This window comes from Sporosarcina contaminans (assembly GCF_042679045.1).
Classification (GTDB): domain Bacteria; phylum Bacillota; class Bacilli; order Bacillales_A; family Planococcaceae; genus Sporosarcina; species Sporosarcina contaminans.
Genome location: NZ_JBHTLT010000013.1, coordinates 14,051 through 27,439 on the forward strand (window position 1 = coordinate 14,051; position 13,389 = coordinate 27,439).

Here is a 13,389-nt window from a genome sequence, read left to right on the forward strand (position 1 = left end):
AAAATAGTAGGCAGGTCATACCTTTCTTTGTTATGATTAGAGAGGTACGTACATCATGGAGGAGGTATTCGATTGAATACAAATTATGCAGTATACATTGATCATACATTATTGAAACCGGAAGCAACAAAAGACCAAATCATCGCATTATGCGAAGAAGCAAAAAAATATTCCTTCGCTTCAGTTTGCGTGAATCCAACTTGGGTAAAAAATGCAGCAGAGCAATTAAAAGGATCGGATGTAAAAGTATGTACGGTTATCGGTTTTCCTTTAGGGGCCAATACACCGGAAGTAAAAGCTTTTGAAACGAAAGATGCAATTGAAAACGGTGCACAAGAAATAGATATGGTCATTAACATTGGCGCTTTAAAAAGCGGGGATGATGAGATAGTGCAACAGGATATTGAAGCTGTCGTCAAAGCAGCGAAGGGTAAAGCAATCGTAAAAGTAATTATCGAAACTGCATTGTTAAATGACAATGAAAAACGGAAAGCTTGTGAGCTTTCTAGAATTGCAGGCGCTGATTTTGTTAAAACATCTACTGGGTTTGCTTCCGGAGGAGCTACTATTGAAGATGTAAAATTAATGCGAGCTGTTGTTGGCCCAGAAATGGGCGTTAAAGCTTCAGGTGGTGTACGCAACTTTGAAGATATGAAGAACATGATCGATGCAGGCGCGACAAGAATTGGTGCAAGCTCGGGCGTGCAAATTATGCAAGGCCTCCAATCAGATTCAGATTATTAAGTGGAGATGTAAGTGTTGAAAATCCAACTGAAATAGTGATGAACCAAGATTTTCCCCTCCGCCTATCTTAATGAGATATTTTGAAAGTTTTTTATTGACCGCATTGTCATTGTGCGATATAATTTTTTAGTACAAGGACATTTGCCTTGTGTCGAAGTGTGTTCGGAGGGAGGGACAAGAGATATGACGAAAACCGTCGTTCGCAAAAATGAATCGCTTGAAGATGCTCTTCGCCGCTTCAAACGTACTGTATCGAAAAGCGGTACAATACAAGAGGTAAGAAAGCGTGAGTATTACGAAAAACCGAGTGTCAAACGGAAAAAGAAATCCGAAGCTGCTCGTAAGCGTAAATTCTAATTTAAAATCGATTCTTTAAAATTTAGATTGTAATTTATATAAACCGAAAAGTCCTTTGGATTTTTCGGTTTATTTATTATGTACTAAAAGATTATTTTCAGCAAGATCAATTATTTGCTTTGTAAAAATGAAACCAATTAGTAGTTTGTTACGTAAAGAAGGTATACTGTTCTTATGTAAGTGAGGTGAACCGAAAGTGCAGAAGAAAATTGGTACATTCCTGTTGTTATTGTCACTGATGTTTGTTTTCATAATACCGTTCTCATCAGTAGATGCAAATGTGGATAAAGTCTATCGTGTGCCGATAAAGGGTGAAGTTGAAAAAGGCTTGTTTGCATTTTTGCAACGATCCTTTACAGAAGCCGAAGAAGCAGGGGCGAAAACACTTATCCTTCAAATTGATACACCCGGAGGCTTTACGGATGCTGCTGGCGAAATTGCAAAACTGATGGAAGAGAACAAAGATAAGATGGAAATCATAGCTTTCATTAACGACAAAGCATTATCGGCAGGAGCATTTATCGCATTGCATGCTGATCAAATTTATATGACGCCTAGCGGAACAATCGGAGCTTCCCAAGTGATTGAAGGGTCCGGCAAGGCAGCTGATGTCAAAGCGCATAGTGCTTGGGTTGCTCATATGAAGAGTGCTGCAGAATCATCTGACAGAAACCCTGATTACGCAATTGCAATGGCAGAACCTAAGATTGATATGAAGGAATATCGAGCCCCAAAAGGTGAACTGCTCACACTCACTGCAAAAGAAGCAGAAGAGGTCGGCTATAGTGAAGGGACAGTTCGAACATTTAATGATTTGCTGATGAAAATTGGTATGGAAAATGCAGAAGTCGTTTCAACCGAAGTATCATTTTCCGAAGGCTTAGCAAGGTTTATAACCAATCCCGTCGTCGTTCCAATTTTGCTATCGATTGCTGGTCTCGGCCTCGTATTGGAACTTTATTCACCAGGGTTCGGCGTACCGGGAACGATGGGAATTGTCGCATTGCTATTGTTTTTCTTCGGCCATCTCATAGCTGGATTTGCGGGCTATGAAACCTTAATCGTCTTCTTAGTAGGGGTAGGACTCATCGTGTTGGAGTTTTTTGTGGCAGGCGGAATAGCTGGAGCTTTAGGTGCGCTTGCCGTTGTTGGAAGCATTATTATGGCGGGCGGCAATCCGATGTATATGGCGTATTCCGTGTTGATCGCGATAGCTGTAGCCGTCAGTGGGATGGTGATCATTATGAAGTTTTTCGGCAAACGTCTGCATCTGCTAAACAAAATGGTATTAATGGACGCAACGGATACGGAAAGCGGTTATGTTTCCAATGAGAACAGATTGGAACTATTAGGTAAAAAGGCTACTACCATTACACCTCTACGTCCTTCCGGGACAGTTGAATTGGATGGCGAGCGGATTGATGTAGTGTCCGAAGGAAGTTATGTTGATAGAGGTAAACATGTTATGATTGTAAAAGTTGAAGGTTCCCGTATAGTTGTAAGGGAAACTCAGGAATAGGGGGCGGATGAATTATGTTAGAAGCAATAACAGGTGGTGGAGTAATGATAGGTATACTTATTGCTCTCATCATTATCGTATTGGCAGTGTTTTTCCGGTTTGTTCCGGTTGCATTGTGGATTTCTGCAATGGCTGCAGGTGTACGAATCAGCATTTTCACGTTAATTGGTATGCGTTTAAGAAGGGTAATTCCGAGCAGGGTCGTCAATCCATTAATTAAGGCGCATAAAGCGGGGTTGAATGTTTCAATTAACCAATTGGAAAGCCACTATCTTGCTGGCGGTAACGTAGACCGTGTTGTCAATGCTTTAATTGCAGCACATCGTGCGAATATTGAATTATCGTTTGAGCGTGCAGCAGCAATTGACCTTGCTGGCCGTGACGTATTGGAAGCAGTTCAAATGTCCGTTAACCCAAAAGTAATTGAAACACCATTTATTGCTGGTGTCGCACTTAACGGTATTGAAGTAAAAGCAAAAGCGCGTATTACTGTACGGGCAAATATCGATCGTCTCGTTGGTGGTGCTGGTGAGGAAACGGTTATTGCACGTGTAGGCGAAGGGATCATTTCAACTATCGGTGCATCTGTCGACCATGCGAAAGTTTTAGAAAATCCGGATTTGATTTCTCAAACTGTTTTAGCGAAAGGACTTGATTCCGGAACAGCATTTGAAATTCTGTCGATCGACATCGCAGACGTTGATATCGGTAAAAATATTGGTGCTGAGCTTCAAACAGAGCAGGCGATGGCAGATAAGAACATTGCTCAAGCGAAAGCGGAAGAAAGACGTGCAATGGCCGTTGCGAACGAGCAAGAAATGAAAGCGAAAGTTCAGGAAATGAGAGCGAAGGTTGTCGGTTCGGAAGCGGAAGTTCCGCTTGCTATGGCAGAAGCGTTGCGTACAGGAAATATTGGCATTATGGATTACATGAACTACAAAAATATTCAAGCGGATACAGGCATGCGTGACTCGATTAGCAAAATTGGCGGAGATCAAAATCCTAAGCCTAAAGAGTAACGCATAAGCTGCTGATTCCCGGAAAGGGGATGCGCAAATGGAGCAGTTGATCATTTTAGCGATCATCGGTATTATTAGTGCGATTTTCGGCAAGAAGAAAGAACAGCCGAGCACAAAAGAAAGAAAACCGGCAATGACACGACCTGATCAGCCTGCCACGCCAGATCCGATGCGGAAGCTGAAGGAAATGTCTAAAGAATTGTTTGAGGAAATCGAGCGGGAGTTTCAATTGCCGGACGACGAAGAGCCTCCAAGCAGACAGACGCCAAAATCGGCTCCTGCACCTGCTAAGCCGGCATCACAACCGAAGGTAACAGTTTCTCCTAAACGGGAGACTGCACCAGTTGTGAAAGTTAAGGACAAACTTGATCTGGCTACAACAAGAGATAAAACATCCGTTGAGCCCCATCAAGGGAGGCTATCTGCTCATCAGGGAAAACAAGTATGGTCGCCGCCGGTTGAGCATCATGAAATGATACCTAAAAACGAGGAAGACCTCATTAAAGGCATCATCTTCTCAGAAATCTTAGGACCTCCAAAATCAAAACAATAAGCATTGACCCCCTATTCGAATCATAAGGTATGAATAGGGGGTTTTGTCATGAGAAAACTTTTTAAAATGGGCTCATCCGTTACAATCGATGAATATGTTTCTGTCCATATAACTGGTCCGTATTCATTAGAGAAAATAGGCCCCGACTACGCAGTGATCAGAAGCGGGGATTATATTCTTGAAGTATTAGGGGATGAACTCATTATTGAGACACTTTCCGAGGAAGTAGCTATACTTTCATTTGAGGTTCTACGAAATTTTACGATTAATGAAGTGAAGCGTGGTGCCCATTATGCGTGAACGGTTTAGAATTACTTTAAAAGGTAAGACGGACCTTTCCCGCTTTATTAGTTTTCTATCTTCAGAAGGAGTAAAACTATCTTATATAACGGAAGATGGCGGGATGATTCGCTTTCAGACGGATCGGAAAGGGATGATGTTCATCCGTCGCCATAGACGCCGTTACCGTTTAAAAATGAGAATAGAGCATCTGGATACAGAATCTGTAGAGAAGCGTATCTTTTCGTCTTTCCGTTTTTTAATTGCTTGTCTCATTCCATTGGTAGCATCTTTGTTTTTATGGAAAATTGAAATTGAAACGGATTCGCCGGAAGTTGCGGATCGCATTGAAACGAAATTTGAAAAAGCGAATATTATGCCATTACAGCTCTTAAAACGCTTGCCAAATGAAGGAGAGATTCGCCAGTTGCTCATGAGTGACGACCCAGCCCTTTCATGGGTTAGGTTTAAACGGTCGGGTGGCACGTTGACAGTGATTCCGATGCTCTCGCCTAAGTTAAATGAGAAAATCGAAAAGGACGGTCCTCCATCCGACTTAATTGCAAGGACAGGTGGCGTTATAACAGGCTTTCAACTGAAAAGCGGCGAACGAGTCGCCAGAGTCCACCAAACGGTCAAGAAAGGTGATCTCCTTGCTTCAGGCATACTTGAGCAAGGGAATAAAAAAGCGTTAGTCGGAGCGGAAGGTTCAGTATATGCGGATTACTGGGCAGAATATAGTTTTCAAATGCCTAAGACGATCGAATATCATACATTAGGTGAAGAAACTGTCGAACTGAAGTGGCAATCGCCGATTATTCAATCGAAAAATGGCGGGATTGCGTTTCAAAAATTTATTACTTTCGAACATAATCGAGAAGACCGTATCCAACTGTTGGAGTTGACAGAGGGAATGGAGGAGACCGTTATATTACCACTCATAAAATACAAAATTTTGTCAGAAACAGAGTCGAATCTTAAAATAAAAGATGAAAACATTTTACAGTTAGCGTTTGAAAATGATACAGTTATTGGGACTATATTGTTTTTAATGAATGATAACATCGCTACGAAAAGACCGATATCCCAAGGAGACTGAAAACTATTGAGTGAACAACTAATTCAACTTCATATTGAAGAACCAAATGAAGCGGTCATGCTTCTTGGCATTTCTGATCAAAACATGAAATTGATTGAGGAAAACTTAAATATATCGATTTTAACAAGAGGCGACACAATTTCATTGGCTGGTGAAGAACAGAACATCATTGCAGGCAAGTTTTTATTGGAACAATTGCTGAAAGTAATCCGTAAAGGAATTAATATCAATTTACGCGATATTTCTACCGCATTGGAAATGGTGAAAAGCGGTACGTTGGAATACTTTGCTGAATTGTATGATGAGGAAATTGCAAGGACTGCAAAAGGGAAAGTAATCCGAGCTAAAACGATCGGTCAGCGGGAATACGTCCAAGCAATCCGGAAAAAGGATCTCGTGTTTTGCATCGGACCTGCAGGGACGGGAAAAACATATTTAGCAGTTGTATTGGCAGTTCAAGCAATGAAAACCGGCTCTGTCAAGAGAATTATCTTGACGAGACCAGCAGTTGAAGCCGGAGAAAGCTTAGGTTTTCTACCGGGGGATTTGAAAGAGAAGGTAGATCCTTACTTACGCCCGCTTTACGACGGTTTACATGACGTTTTAGGCGTTGAGCAGACGGAAAGGCTTATAGAGCGAGGGGTTATTGAAATTGCGCCATTGGCTTATATGAGAGGGCGTACGTTGGATGATGCATTTGTCATTCTTGACGAAGCGCAAAATACGACGAAAGCACAAATGAAGATGTTCTTAACCCGATTGGGATTCGGATCGAAAATGGTCATTACCGGCGACCGGACACAAATCGATTTGCCAAGAGGTGTCGATTCTGGACTTCTTGCTTCGGAATCCATCTTAAAAAAAGTTTCGGACATACATTTTCAATATTTAGAACAAGGCGATGTCGTCCGTCACCCAATCGTTGCTAAAATCATCGAAGCGTACGAAAGCGAGCAGTCATGAAATGGCTGCTTTTTACATAATGGCAAGGCATGACAGAGATATAGAGAGAAAGAGATAGGGGGATGTTTTCTTGTTCAGACCGCTTGTGAACCTATTCAAATCGCTGAAGTTCAAATATATGTCCATGTTTGTAATAAGCCTATCAGCTATTCTTCTATTTTTATTGATGTACGGCAATGTAAAACAGGAAACATACGAATTGCATGAATTTAAAATATCCCCAAAAACCGTCAGATCATTAAAAACGGTCGAAGACACAGTGAAGACAGAGCAAGAAAAGAAGAGGATCGCTGCAGAAGTAACCCCTTTTTATCAGTTTAATGAAGAGGTTTCTAAAATCAGGCAAGCGATTGCAGCCTCATTATTTGATTTCATAATCGAAGCGAAAGAGGAAAATGAAAAGAGTGCTGCTGATACAGAGGATGGAGCAGAAGTCAAAACGAAAAGCAGGTCGGAGCAAATTAAAGAAATCCGCCAAAAGCTGAAGAAATTAGAAGAAGAGGAACCGAATCTTCGATTGACTGACGATGCGATCATTAGCTTACTGAAGGAAGATCCTTCCGATTTACGAAATATGCAACAGGAACTGACGAAAATTATTGGTGATGAGTTATCAAAACCGATACGGTCAGGAGATTTAGCTAGTGTAAGATATGAAGTGGAACGAAAGCTGCGGCTGTCGGATGCAATTCCTTCCGATCAATTGCAAACTTTGATTACGTTAGGTAGATCGTTAGTAGTAGAAACGGAAACAATTAATCGTGAACTGACAGATAAGCGCATTGAAGAGGAAAAGAATGCAGTTGAGCCAACAAGAATTCTGCAAGGACAAGTTATCGTCAGGGAAGGTCAGTTCATTGATTCTGAAATATACCGGCAATTGGAATTGACGGGCCTTTTGACGAACAAGTCCTCTATGAAGCCGATGTTAGGACTTGCTTTATTTGTTCTTTTCTTATCTGTAATTATGTATATGCATTTTTACACATGGGAAGAAAATAAAAATCGCAAGAAGAAGGCTTTGTTCATCGTCTATTCAATATTTTTTATTCTCGTCATCATGATGAAATTAATTAGTTTAATAGATAAAGAATTTGACGTCCAAGTCGCATTTCTTTTTCCGACTGCGTTGGCGCCACTCCTCATTAAGCTGTTAACGAATGAACGGATGGCCTTGATGATTACCATCATAACTGCTGCTACAGCTGGGATTATGCTACAAGAAGGTTATGCGGCGATCATGCAGATGGAACTTACTCTTTATATTTTATTTAGCGGTTTGCTCAGCTTGTATTTATTAGGAAATAATGGACGACGCTCTAACATTTTGCGAACAAGCATAGGGGTTGCAGTTGCCAATATTTTATTTATAGGTTTTTACTTGTTAATGACACAATCGAATTATGAGCTGAATGAATTGATTTTCTATTTCGCTGCAGCAATCGCTTCGGGCATATTATCTGGCGCGCTCACGATTGGCCTCATGCCTTTCTTTGAATCTGGCTTCGGTTTATTATCCGATATGCGCTTAATTGAATTGTCCAATCCGAACCATCCGTTATTGAAAAAAGTATTGACGGAGACGCCCGGCACGTACCACCATAGCGTCATGGTCGCGAACTTGGCAGATGCAGCATGTGAGTCGGTAGGCGGGAATGGGCTATTGGCGAGGGTAGGAAGCTATTATCATGACATTGGAAAAACGATTCGACCGACGTTTTTTATTGAAAATCAGCATGGAGGGCAAAATCCTCATGACGAATTGCCGCCGGATAAGAGCAAGGATATTATTATTGCTCATGCGGTTGATGGAGCAGAGCTGCTGAAAAAGCATAAAATGCCTGCTGAAATCATCGATATTGCCAGGCAGCATCACGGAACAAGTTTGCTAAAATATTTTCATGTTAAAGCTCGTGAAATGGGACAAGATGTTAAAGAAGCTGATTATCGCTATCCTGGTCCGAAACCGCAAACGAAGGAAATTGCAATCATATCGATAGCTGATAGTGTGGAGGCGGCTGTCCGTTCGATGAAAGATCCGACGCCTGAAAAAATTGCCAATCTTGTCAAAGCAATTATTACGGACAAGCTGAATGACGGGCAGTTTGACGAATGCGATTTATCAATGAAAGAGCTTCGGAAAGTTGAAAAAGTCATTTGTGAGACGCTGAATGGCATTTTCCATAGCAGAATTGAATATCCAGAATAACTTTTAAAGGAAGGTGATTGAATGCTGGAACTTTATTTCAATGATGAAACGGGTACTGTAAAAGAAGAAGTGGAAACGTTAGTACGAAACGTATTAAATCATGCAGCTGAAATGGAAGGGCTTTCTGGACATCCTGAACTGTCTGTAACATTTATGACGGATGAGGAAATTCGGAAAGTGAATGCAGAATACCGCGGTAAAGATACGCCGACGGATGTTATTTCTTTTGCTTTGGAAGAAATGGCTGAAGGAGAAGTCGCGATAATTCTTGAAGATGATATGCCGACTGTATTAGGAGATATCCTCATTTCCGTAGAAACAGCTAAAAGGCAGGCGAAGGAATATGGGCATGATGAGCAAAGAGAAATTGGTTTCTTGGCACTTCATGGCTTCCTGCATCTTTTAGGGTACGACCATATGACTGAAGAGGAAGAAAAGGAAATGTTCGGCAGGCAGAAGGAGATTCTCACATCATTCGGACTTGAAAGGTGAGGTAGCATGCATCGTTTTTTCAAGTCTTTCTATTATGCGATGAAGGGGATTCTTCATGGATTCGCATCCGAAAGAAATTTGAAGTTTCATCTTGCGGCAGCGGTACTGACGATTGTTCTTGGTTTTTTAAGCGGTTTGTCACAGATGGAATGGTTGATCATCATTATGTTGATCGGCGGGATGATTGCTCTTGAACTGATGAACACTGCAGTTGAAAGGGCAGTGGATTTAGTGACCGATGAATTCCACTTGTTGGCGAAACAAGCAAAAGATCTTGCTGCAGGTGCAGTTTTAATATTTGCAATCGCAAGTGCAATGATCGGTCTCATCATTTTCATCCCAAAATGGTTTTTATAAATTACGTTAGAGAGGTTTTTTTATGGATAAAGAAAAGTTAATGTTAGAGGCAAAGAAAGCCCGAGAAATGGCATATGTGCCTTATTCAAAATTTCCTGTAGGAGCAGCTCTTCTGTCGGAGGATGGGAAGGTGTACCACGGCTGCAATATCGAGAACTCTGGATATAGTATGACGAATTGTGCTGAGCGGACAGCATTTTTCAAGGCAGTTTCAGAAGGTGTTAAAACGTTTAAAGCGCTTGCTGTTACTGGTAATACGGAAGGTCCTATTTCTCCTTGTGGCGCTTGCCGACAAGTGATTGCGGAGTTTTGTGACGGTTCAATGCCGGTCTATTTAACAAATTTAAAAGGTGATGTACAAGAAACAACAGTTGCCGAACTCCTTCCAGGTGCTTTTACGAAGGAGGATTTATCATATGCTGCAAGACAACAATAATCCATTCAAATCCGGTTTTATCTCCATCATTGGTAGACCGAATGTAGGGAAGTCTACGTTTTTAAATCGTGTTGTCGGGCAAAAAATTGCAATTATGAGCGATAAGCCGCAAACGACGAGGAACAAAGTGCAAGGTGTTGTGACGACCGATCATTCGCAGCTCATTTTTATCGATACACCAGGTATTCACAAGCCGAAGCACAAATTAGGGGATTTCATGGTGAAATCAGCAAGAAATACGTTAAAAGAAGTCGATGTCATCATGTTTATGGTGAATGCGAATGAGCCGATTGGCGGCGGTGACCGTTTCATTATCGACATGCTTGAAAAGACGGAGACACCTGTCTTTTTAGTAATCAATAAAATCGATCTCGTTCATCCTGACGATCTTTTGACGATTATTACTTCTTACACGGAAGAGTATAATTTTGCTGAAATTGTGCCTTTATCGGCTTTAAACGGCAATAATGTAGAACGTCTTATGGAAACTTTGACGAATTATTTGCCAGAAGGTCCTAAGTATTATCCTGATGATCAAGTGACCGATCATCCAGAACGGTTTATCATTTCAGAATTGATCCGAGAAAAGGTGCTCCATTTGACGCGTGAAGAAATTCCCCATTCGATAGCAGTCGTCATTGAGAAGATTGATCGTGAAGAAGAACGAAATATCGTGAATGTCATGGCGACAATCGTTGTAGACCGTGACTCACAAAAAGGCATCATAATTGGGAAAAAAGGTGCTTTATTGAAAGAAATTGGCACTCGCGCAAGACGTGATATTGAAATGCTGTTAGGTTCGAAAGTATTTTTGGAACTATGGGTAAAAGTGCAAAAGGATTGGCGAAATAAACCCGGACAGCTCCGTGAATTTGGATTCCGCGAGGATGAATATTAATCATGCTGTTTACTGATTAAACAAAGCTGAAGAAGGAGTGGTTGCCTTGCTAAATAAATGGGAAGGAATCATTCTCAAAAGCATACCATATGGCGAGGCCAACAAAATTGTAACGGTTTATACACGGGAAGCCGGCAAAATGACAGCTATGGCGAGAGGTGCGAAGAAGCCGGCAAGCAGATTGGCTGCTGTTACGCAAAATTTCACTCACGGATATTTTCTTATTCGTACAGGTCGGGGAATGGGGACGTTGGAACAGGGCGACCCGATTGATTCTATGCGTCATATTCGAGAAGATCTTGAAGCGACCGCGTATGCGAGTTATGTTGTCGAATTGATTGATAAGCTTACGGATGATCTTGACCAGCGAGCGAACGTATTCGGCTTATTACAGGCGGCATTGCATGCCATCAATGAAGGATATGATCCAGAAGCGATCAGCTTATTTGTCGAGTGGAAAATGTTGCCTGTAGCAGGTGTCCATCCAGTACTCCATCAATGTGCAAATTGTGGAGCGACAGAAGGGGAATTCGCATTTTCGTTTCAGGAGATAGGTTTTCTCTGTCATCGTTGCTTTTCGACCGATCCTTATTTAATACGTATTACCCCTACTCAACTAAGGCTTATTCGGACATTTTATACAGTGCCGATTGAGCAAGTTGGTTCTTTGACACTTAAACGGGCGACGAAGCAATTTATGAAAAAATTAGTCCGCACAGTATATGATGAACAGACCGGTATCCGATTGAAATCGAGAGCGTTTCTTGACCAGTTGGAAAGGACGCCTGAGCTGTTTCCGAAAAGAGAAAACCCGGAAAAAAAGGATGATTAAGTCCTTTTCTTCCGGGTTATTCTATTTCATTTTATTAAAAAGTTAAGTGCTTTTCGATGTATTCTTTTACATCAGCGATCGGCATACGTACTTGTTCCATTGAATCGCGATGTCTCACTGTCACTTGGCGATCTTCTTCGGAGTCAAAATCATACGTAATGCAGAATGGCGTTCCGATCTCATCCTGTCTGCGGTAGCGGCGACCGATCGACTGGGAATCATCGTATTGGACGACGAAATGCTTTCTCAATTCCGCATATACTTCATCTGCACCTTCAGATAGCTTTTTCGATAAAGGCAAGACTGCCGCCTTCACAGGTGCAATGGCAGGGTGGAAACGCATCACTGTACGTTTATCATCGCCTTCCAATTGTTCTTCTGCATAAGCATCGCAAAGGAACGCTAATGTTACGCGGTCCGCACCGACGGAAGGCTCTATGCAATACGGAATGAATTTTTCGTTTGTAACAGGGTCTTGATAATGGAAATCTTCTCCTGAATGTTCCATATGACGTGAAAGGTCGAAATCTGTACGGTTCGCAATGCCCCAAAGCTCGCCCCAGCCGAATGGGAATTTATATTCAATATCAACTGTGCCTTTCGAATAGTGGGATAGCTCTTCTTCATTATGCTCACGCAGGCGAATGTTGCCGGCAGTTAAGCCGAGGTCAAGAAGCCATTGTTTCGAGAAGTCCCTCCAATATTCGTACCACTTCATATCTTCGCCCGGTTTGCAGAAGAACTCTAATTCCATTTGTTCGAATTCACGTGTTCTAAATGTAAAGTTTCCTGGTGTAATTTCATTCCTAAAGCTTTTACCAATTTGTGCAATACCAAATGGCATTTTTTTGCGCATGGAGCGCTGAACATTTTTAAAGTTTACGAAAATACCTTGTGCAGTTTCTGGACGTAAAAAGATTTCGTTTGCAGATGAATCTGTTACACCTTGAGAAGTTTTAAACATTAGATTAAATTGGCGAATGCCTGTATAATCCATAGCGCCGCAAGTTGGACATGCGATTTGATGTTCTTGGATCAATTCCTCCATTTTCTCGAAAGGCATGCCGTCAACGACCATTTCAATGCCTTTTGCATCCAATGCATCTTCAATCAGTTTGTCTGCACGATGGCGCGTTTTACACTTTTTACAGTCGATCATTGGATCATTGAAGTTGCCAATATGGCCAGATGCTTCCCAAACTTTAGGGTTCATAAGGATTGCTGCATCTAATCCTTCGTTATATGGAGACTCTTGGACAAATTTTTGCCACCAAGCACGTTTAATATTATTTTTCAATTCGATGCCTAATGGGCCATAATCCCAAGTGTTCGCCAGCCCACCATAAATTTCAGAGCCAGGAAAGACGAATCCTCTCTGTTTTGATAAGTTCACAATTTGCTCCATGTTCAACATAGATCATCCCTCCAAATAAAATAAGCACCCATCCCCGGACGTAACGTCCGGGGACGAGTGCGTGTTCACCCGCGGTTCCACCCCGATTGGTTGAATAACAACCCTCTTTGGAAATCGATAGCTCAAGGTTGCCGTTTCATGCCGGTGCGGACTTTCACCAATCCCCGCTCGCTAATGTTGGCATTACTTATAGACCTGTCGTCGCTTATTCAATTACA

Annotated in this window: 15 protein-coding genes; 14 read left to right on the forward strand and 1 reads right to left on the reverse strand. The window is 41.7% G+C overall.

All coding sequences use genetic code 11. From position 1 onward, the window contains the following. Positions 1-72: 72 nt before the first annotated feature. The 14 genes from deoC (at position 73) to recO (ending at position 11,757) form a co-directional block, all read left to right on the forward strand. Positions 73-744, forward strand: a complete 672-nt coding sequence (deoC, locus tag ACFQ38_RS01810) for a deoxyribose-phosphate aldolase (RefSeq protein WP_336822607.1) — start codon at positions 73-75, stop codon at positions 742-744. Between the two features lie 183 nt (positions 745-927). Then, complete coding sequence (rpsU, locus tag ACFQ38_RS01815) at positions 928-1,101, forward strand: 30S ribosomal protein S21 (protein ID WP_336822608.1); 174 nt, start codon at positions 928-930, stop codon at positions 1,099-1,101. A 238-nt stretch (positions 1,102-1,339) separates the two neighbouring features. Then, a complete protein-coding gene (locus ACFQ38_RS01820; protein WP_336822682.1) occupies positions 1,340-2,620 on the forward strand; it encodes an NfeD family protein in 1,281 nt (426 codons plus the stop codon). Between the two features lie 14 nt (positions 2,621-2,634). Beyond that, a complete protein-coding gene (floA, locus tag ACFQ38_RS01825) occupies positions 2,635-3,639 on the forward strand; it encodes a flotillin-like protein FloA (protein ID WP_336822609.1) in 1,005 nt (334 codons plus the stop codon). A gap of 37 nt (positions 3,640-3,676) precedes the next feature. Continuing rightward, positions 3,677-4,192 (forward strand): hypothetical protein, encoded by a 516-nt coding sequence (locus ACFQ38_RS01830; protein WP_381479635.1) that lies wholly within the window; start codon positions 3,677-3,679, stop codon positions 4,190-4,192. 48 nt (positions 4,193-4,240) lie between these two features. Next, positions 4,241-4,492 (forward strand): hypothetical protein, encoded by a 252-nt coding sequence (locus ACFQ38_RS01835; RefSeq protein WP_336822610.1) that lies wholly within the window; start codon positions 4,241-4,243, stop codon positions 4,490-4,492. Then, a complete protein-coding gene (locus ACFQ38_RS01840) occupies positions 4,485-5,570 on the forward strand; it encodes a sporulation protein YqfD (protein WP_381479636.1) in 1,086 nt (361 codons plus the stop codon). The genes ACFQ38_RS01835 and ACFQ38_RS01840 overlap by 8 nt, the downstream gene beginning before the upstream one ends. Positions 5,571-5,576: 6 nt before the next feature. Then, positions 5,577-6,533 carry a PhoH family protein gene (locus tag ACFQ38_RS01845; protein WP_381479637.1) on the forward strand — a complete coding sequence of 319 codons (957 nt, stop codon included), beginning with the start codon at positions 5,577-5,579 and terminating at the stop codon, positions 6,531-6,533. Between the two features lie 70 nt (positions 6,534-6,603). Beyond that, the gene (locus ACFQ38_RS01850; protein WP_381479638.1) at positions 6,604-8,742 is read left to right on the forward strand and encodes an HD family phosphohydrolase; all 2,139 of its coding nucleotides are present in this window, start codon (positions 6,604-6,606) and stop codon (positions 8,740-8,742) included. 21 nt (positions 8,743-8,763) lie between these two features. Next, a complete protein-coding gene (ybeY, locus tag ACFQ38_RS01855) occupies positions 8,764-9,234 on the forward strand; it encodes an rRNA maturation RNase YbeY (protein ID WP_336822614.1) in 471 nt (156 codons plus the stop codon). Between the two features lie 6 nt (positions 9,235-9,240). Beyond that, on the forward strand, positions 9,241-9,591 hold the full coding sequence (locus ACFQ38_RS01860) for a diacylglycerol kinase family protein (RefSeq protein WP_336822615.1): 351 nt from the start codon (positions 9,241-9,243) through the stop codon (positions 9,589-9,591). A 22-nt stretch (positions 9,592-9,613) separates the two neighbouring features. Then, positions 9,614-10,027, forward strand: a complete 414-nt coding sequence (locus ACFQ38_RS01865) for a cytidine deaminase (protein WP_336822616.1) — start codon at positions 9,614-9,616, stop codon at positions 10,025-10,027. Further along, a complete protein-coding gene (gene era, locus ACFQ38_RS01870) occupies positions 10,008-10,925 on the forward strand; it encodes a GTPase Era (RefSeq protein WP_336822617.1) in 918 nt (305 codons plus the stop codon). The genes ACFQ38_RS01865 and era overlap by 20 nt, the downstream gene beginning before the upstream one ends. 46 nt (positions 10,926-10,971) lie before the next feature. Next, positions 10,972-11,757, forward strand: coding sequence for a DNA repair protein RecO (gene recO / locus ACFQ38_RS01875; protein WP_336822618.1), 786 nt, complete (start codon positions 10,972-10,974; stop codon positions 11,755-11,757). A 34-nt stretch (positions 11,758-11,791) separates the two neighbouring features. Here the strand turns inward: recO and ACFQ38_RS01880 are convergent, their stop codons facing one another. Beyond that, the gene (locus ACFQ38_RS01880) at positions 11,792-13,171 is read right to left on the reverse strand and encodes a glycine--tRNA ligase (protein ID WP_336822619.1); all 1,380 of its coding nucleotides are present in this window, start codon (positions 13,169-13,171) and stop codon (positions 11,792-11,794) included. Between the last annotated feature and the right edge of the window lie 218 nt (positions 13,172-13,389).

What these genes read in the sequence shown, in the direction of transcription:
- rpsU (WP_336822608.1), top strand. Translation starts at nt 928, where the DNA reads ATGACGAAAACCGTCGTTCGCAAAAATGAATCGCTTGAAGATGCTCTT.
- ACFQ38_RS01820 (WP_336822682.1), top strand. Translation starts at nt 1,340, where the DNA reads ATGTTTGTTTTCATAATACCGTTCTCATCAGTAGATGCAAATGTGGAT.
- floA (WP_336822609.1), top strand. Translation starts at nt 2,635, where the DNA reads ATGTTAGAAGCAATAACAGGTGGTGGAGTAATGATAGGTATACTTATT.
- ACFQ38_RS01830 (WP_381479635.1), top strand. Translation starts at nt 3,677, where the DNA reads ATGGAGCAGTTGATCATTTTAGCGATCATCGGTATTATTAGTGCGATT.
- ACFQ38_RS01835 (WP_336822610.1), top strand. Translation starts at nt 4,241, where the DNA reads ATGAGAAAACTTTTTAAAATGGGCTCATCCGTTACAATCGATGAATAT.
- ACFQ38_RS01840 (WP_381479636.1), top strand. Translation starts at nt 4,485, where the DNA reads ATGCGTGAACGGTTTAGAATTACTTTAAAAGGTAAGACGGACCTTTCC.
- ybeY (WP_336822614.1), top strand. Translation starts at nt 8,764, where the DNA reads ATGCTGGAACTTTATTTCAATGATGAAACGGGTACTGTAAAAGAAGAA.
- ACFQ38_RS01860 (WP_336822615.1), top strand. Translation starts at nt 9,241, where the DNA reads ATGCATCGTTTTTTCAAGTCTTTCTATTATGCGATGAAGGGGATTCTT.
- ACFQ38_RS01865 (WP_336822616.1), top strand. Translation starts at nt 9,614, where the DNA reads ATGGATAAAGAAAAGTTAATGTTAGAGGCAAAGAAAGCCCGAGAAATG.
- era (WP_336822617.1), top strand. Translation starts at nt 10,008, where the DNA reads ATGCTGCAAGACAACAATAATCCATTCAAATCCGGTTTTATCTCCATC.
- ACFQ38_RS01880 (WP_336822619.1), bottom strand. Translation starts at nt 13,171, where the DNA reads ATGTTGAACATGGAGCAAATTGTGAACTTATCAAAACAGAGAGGATTC.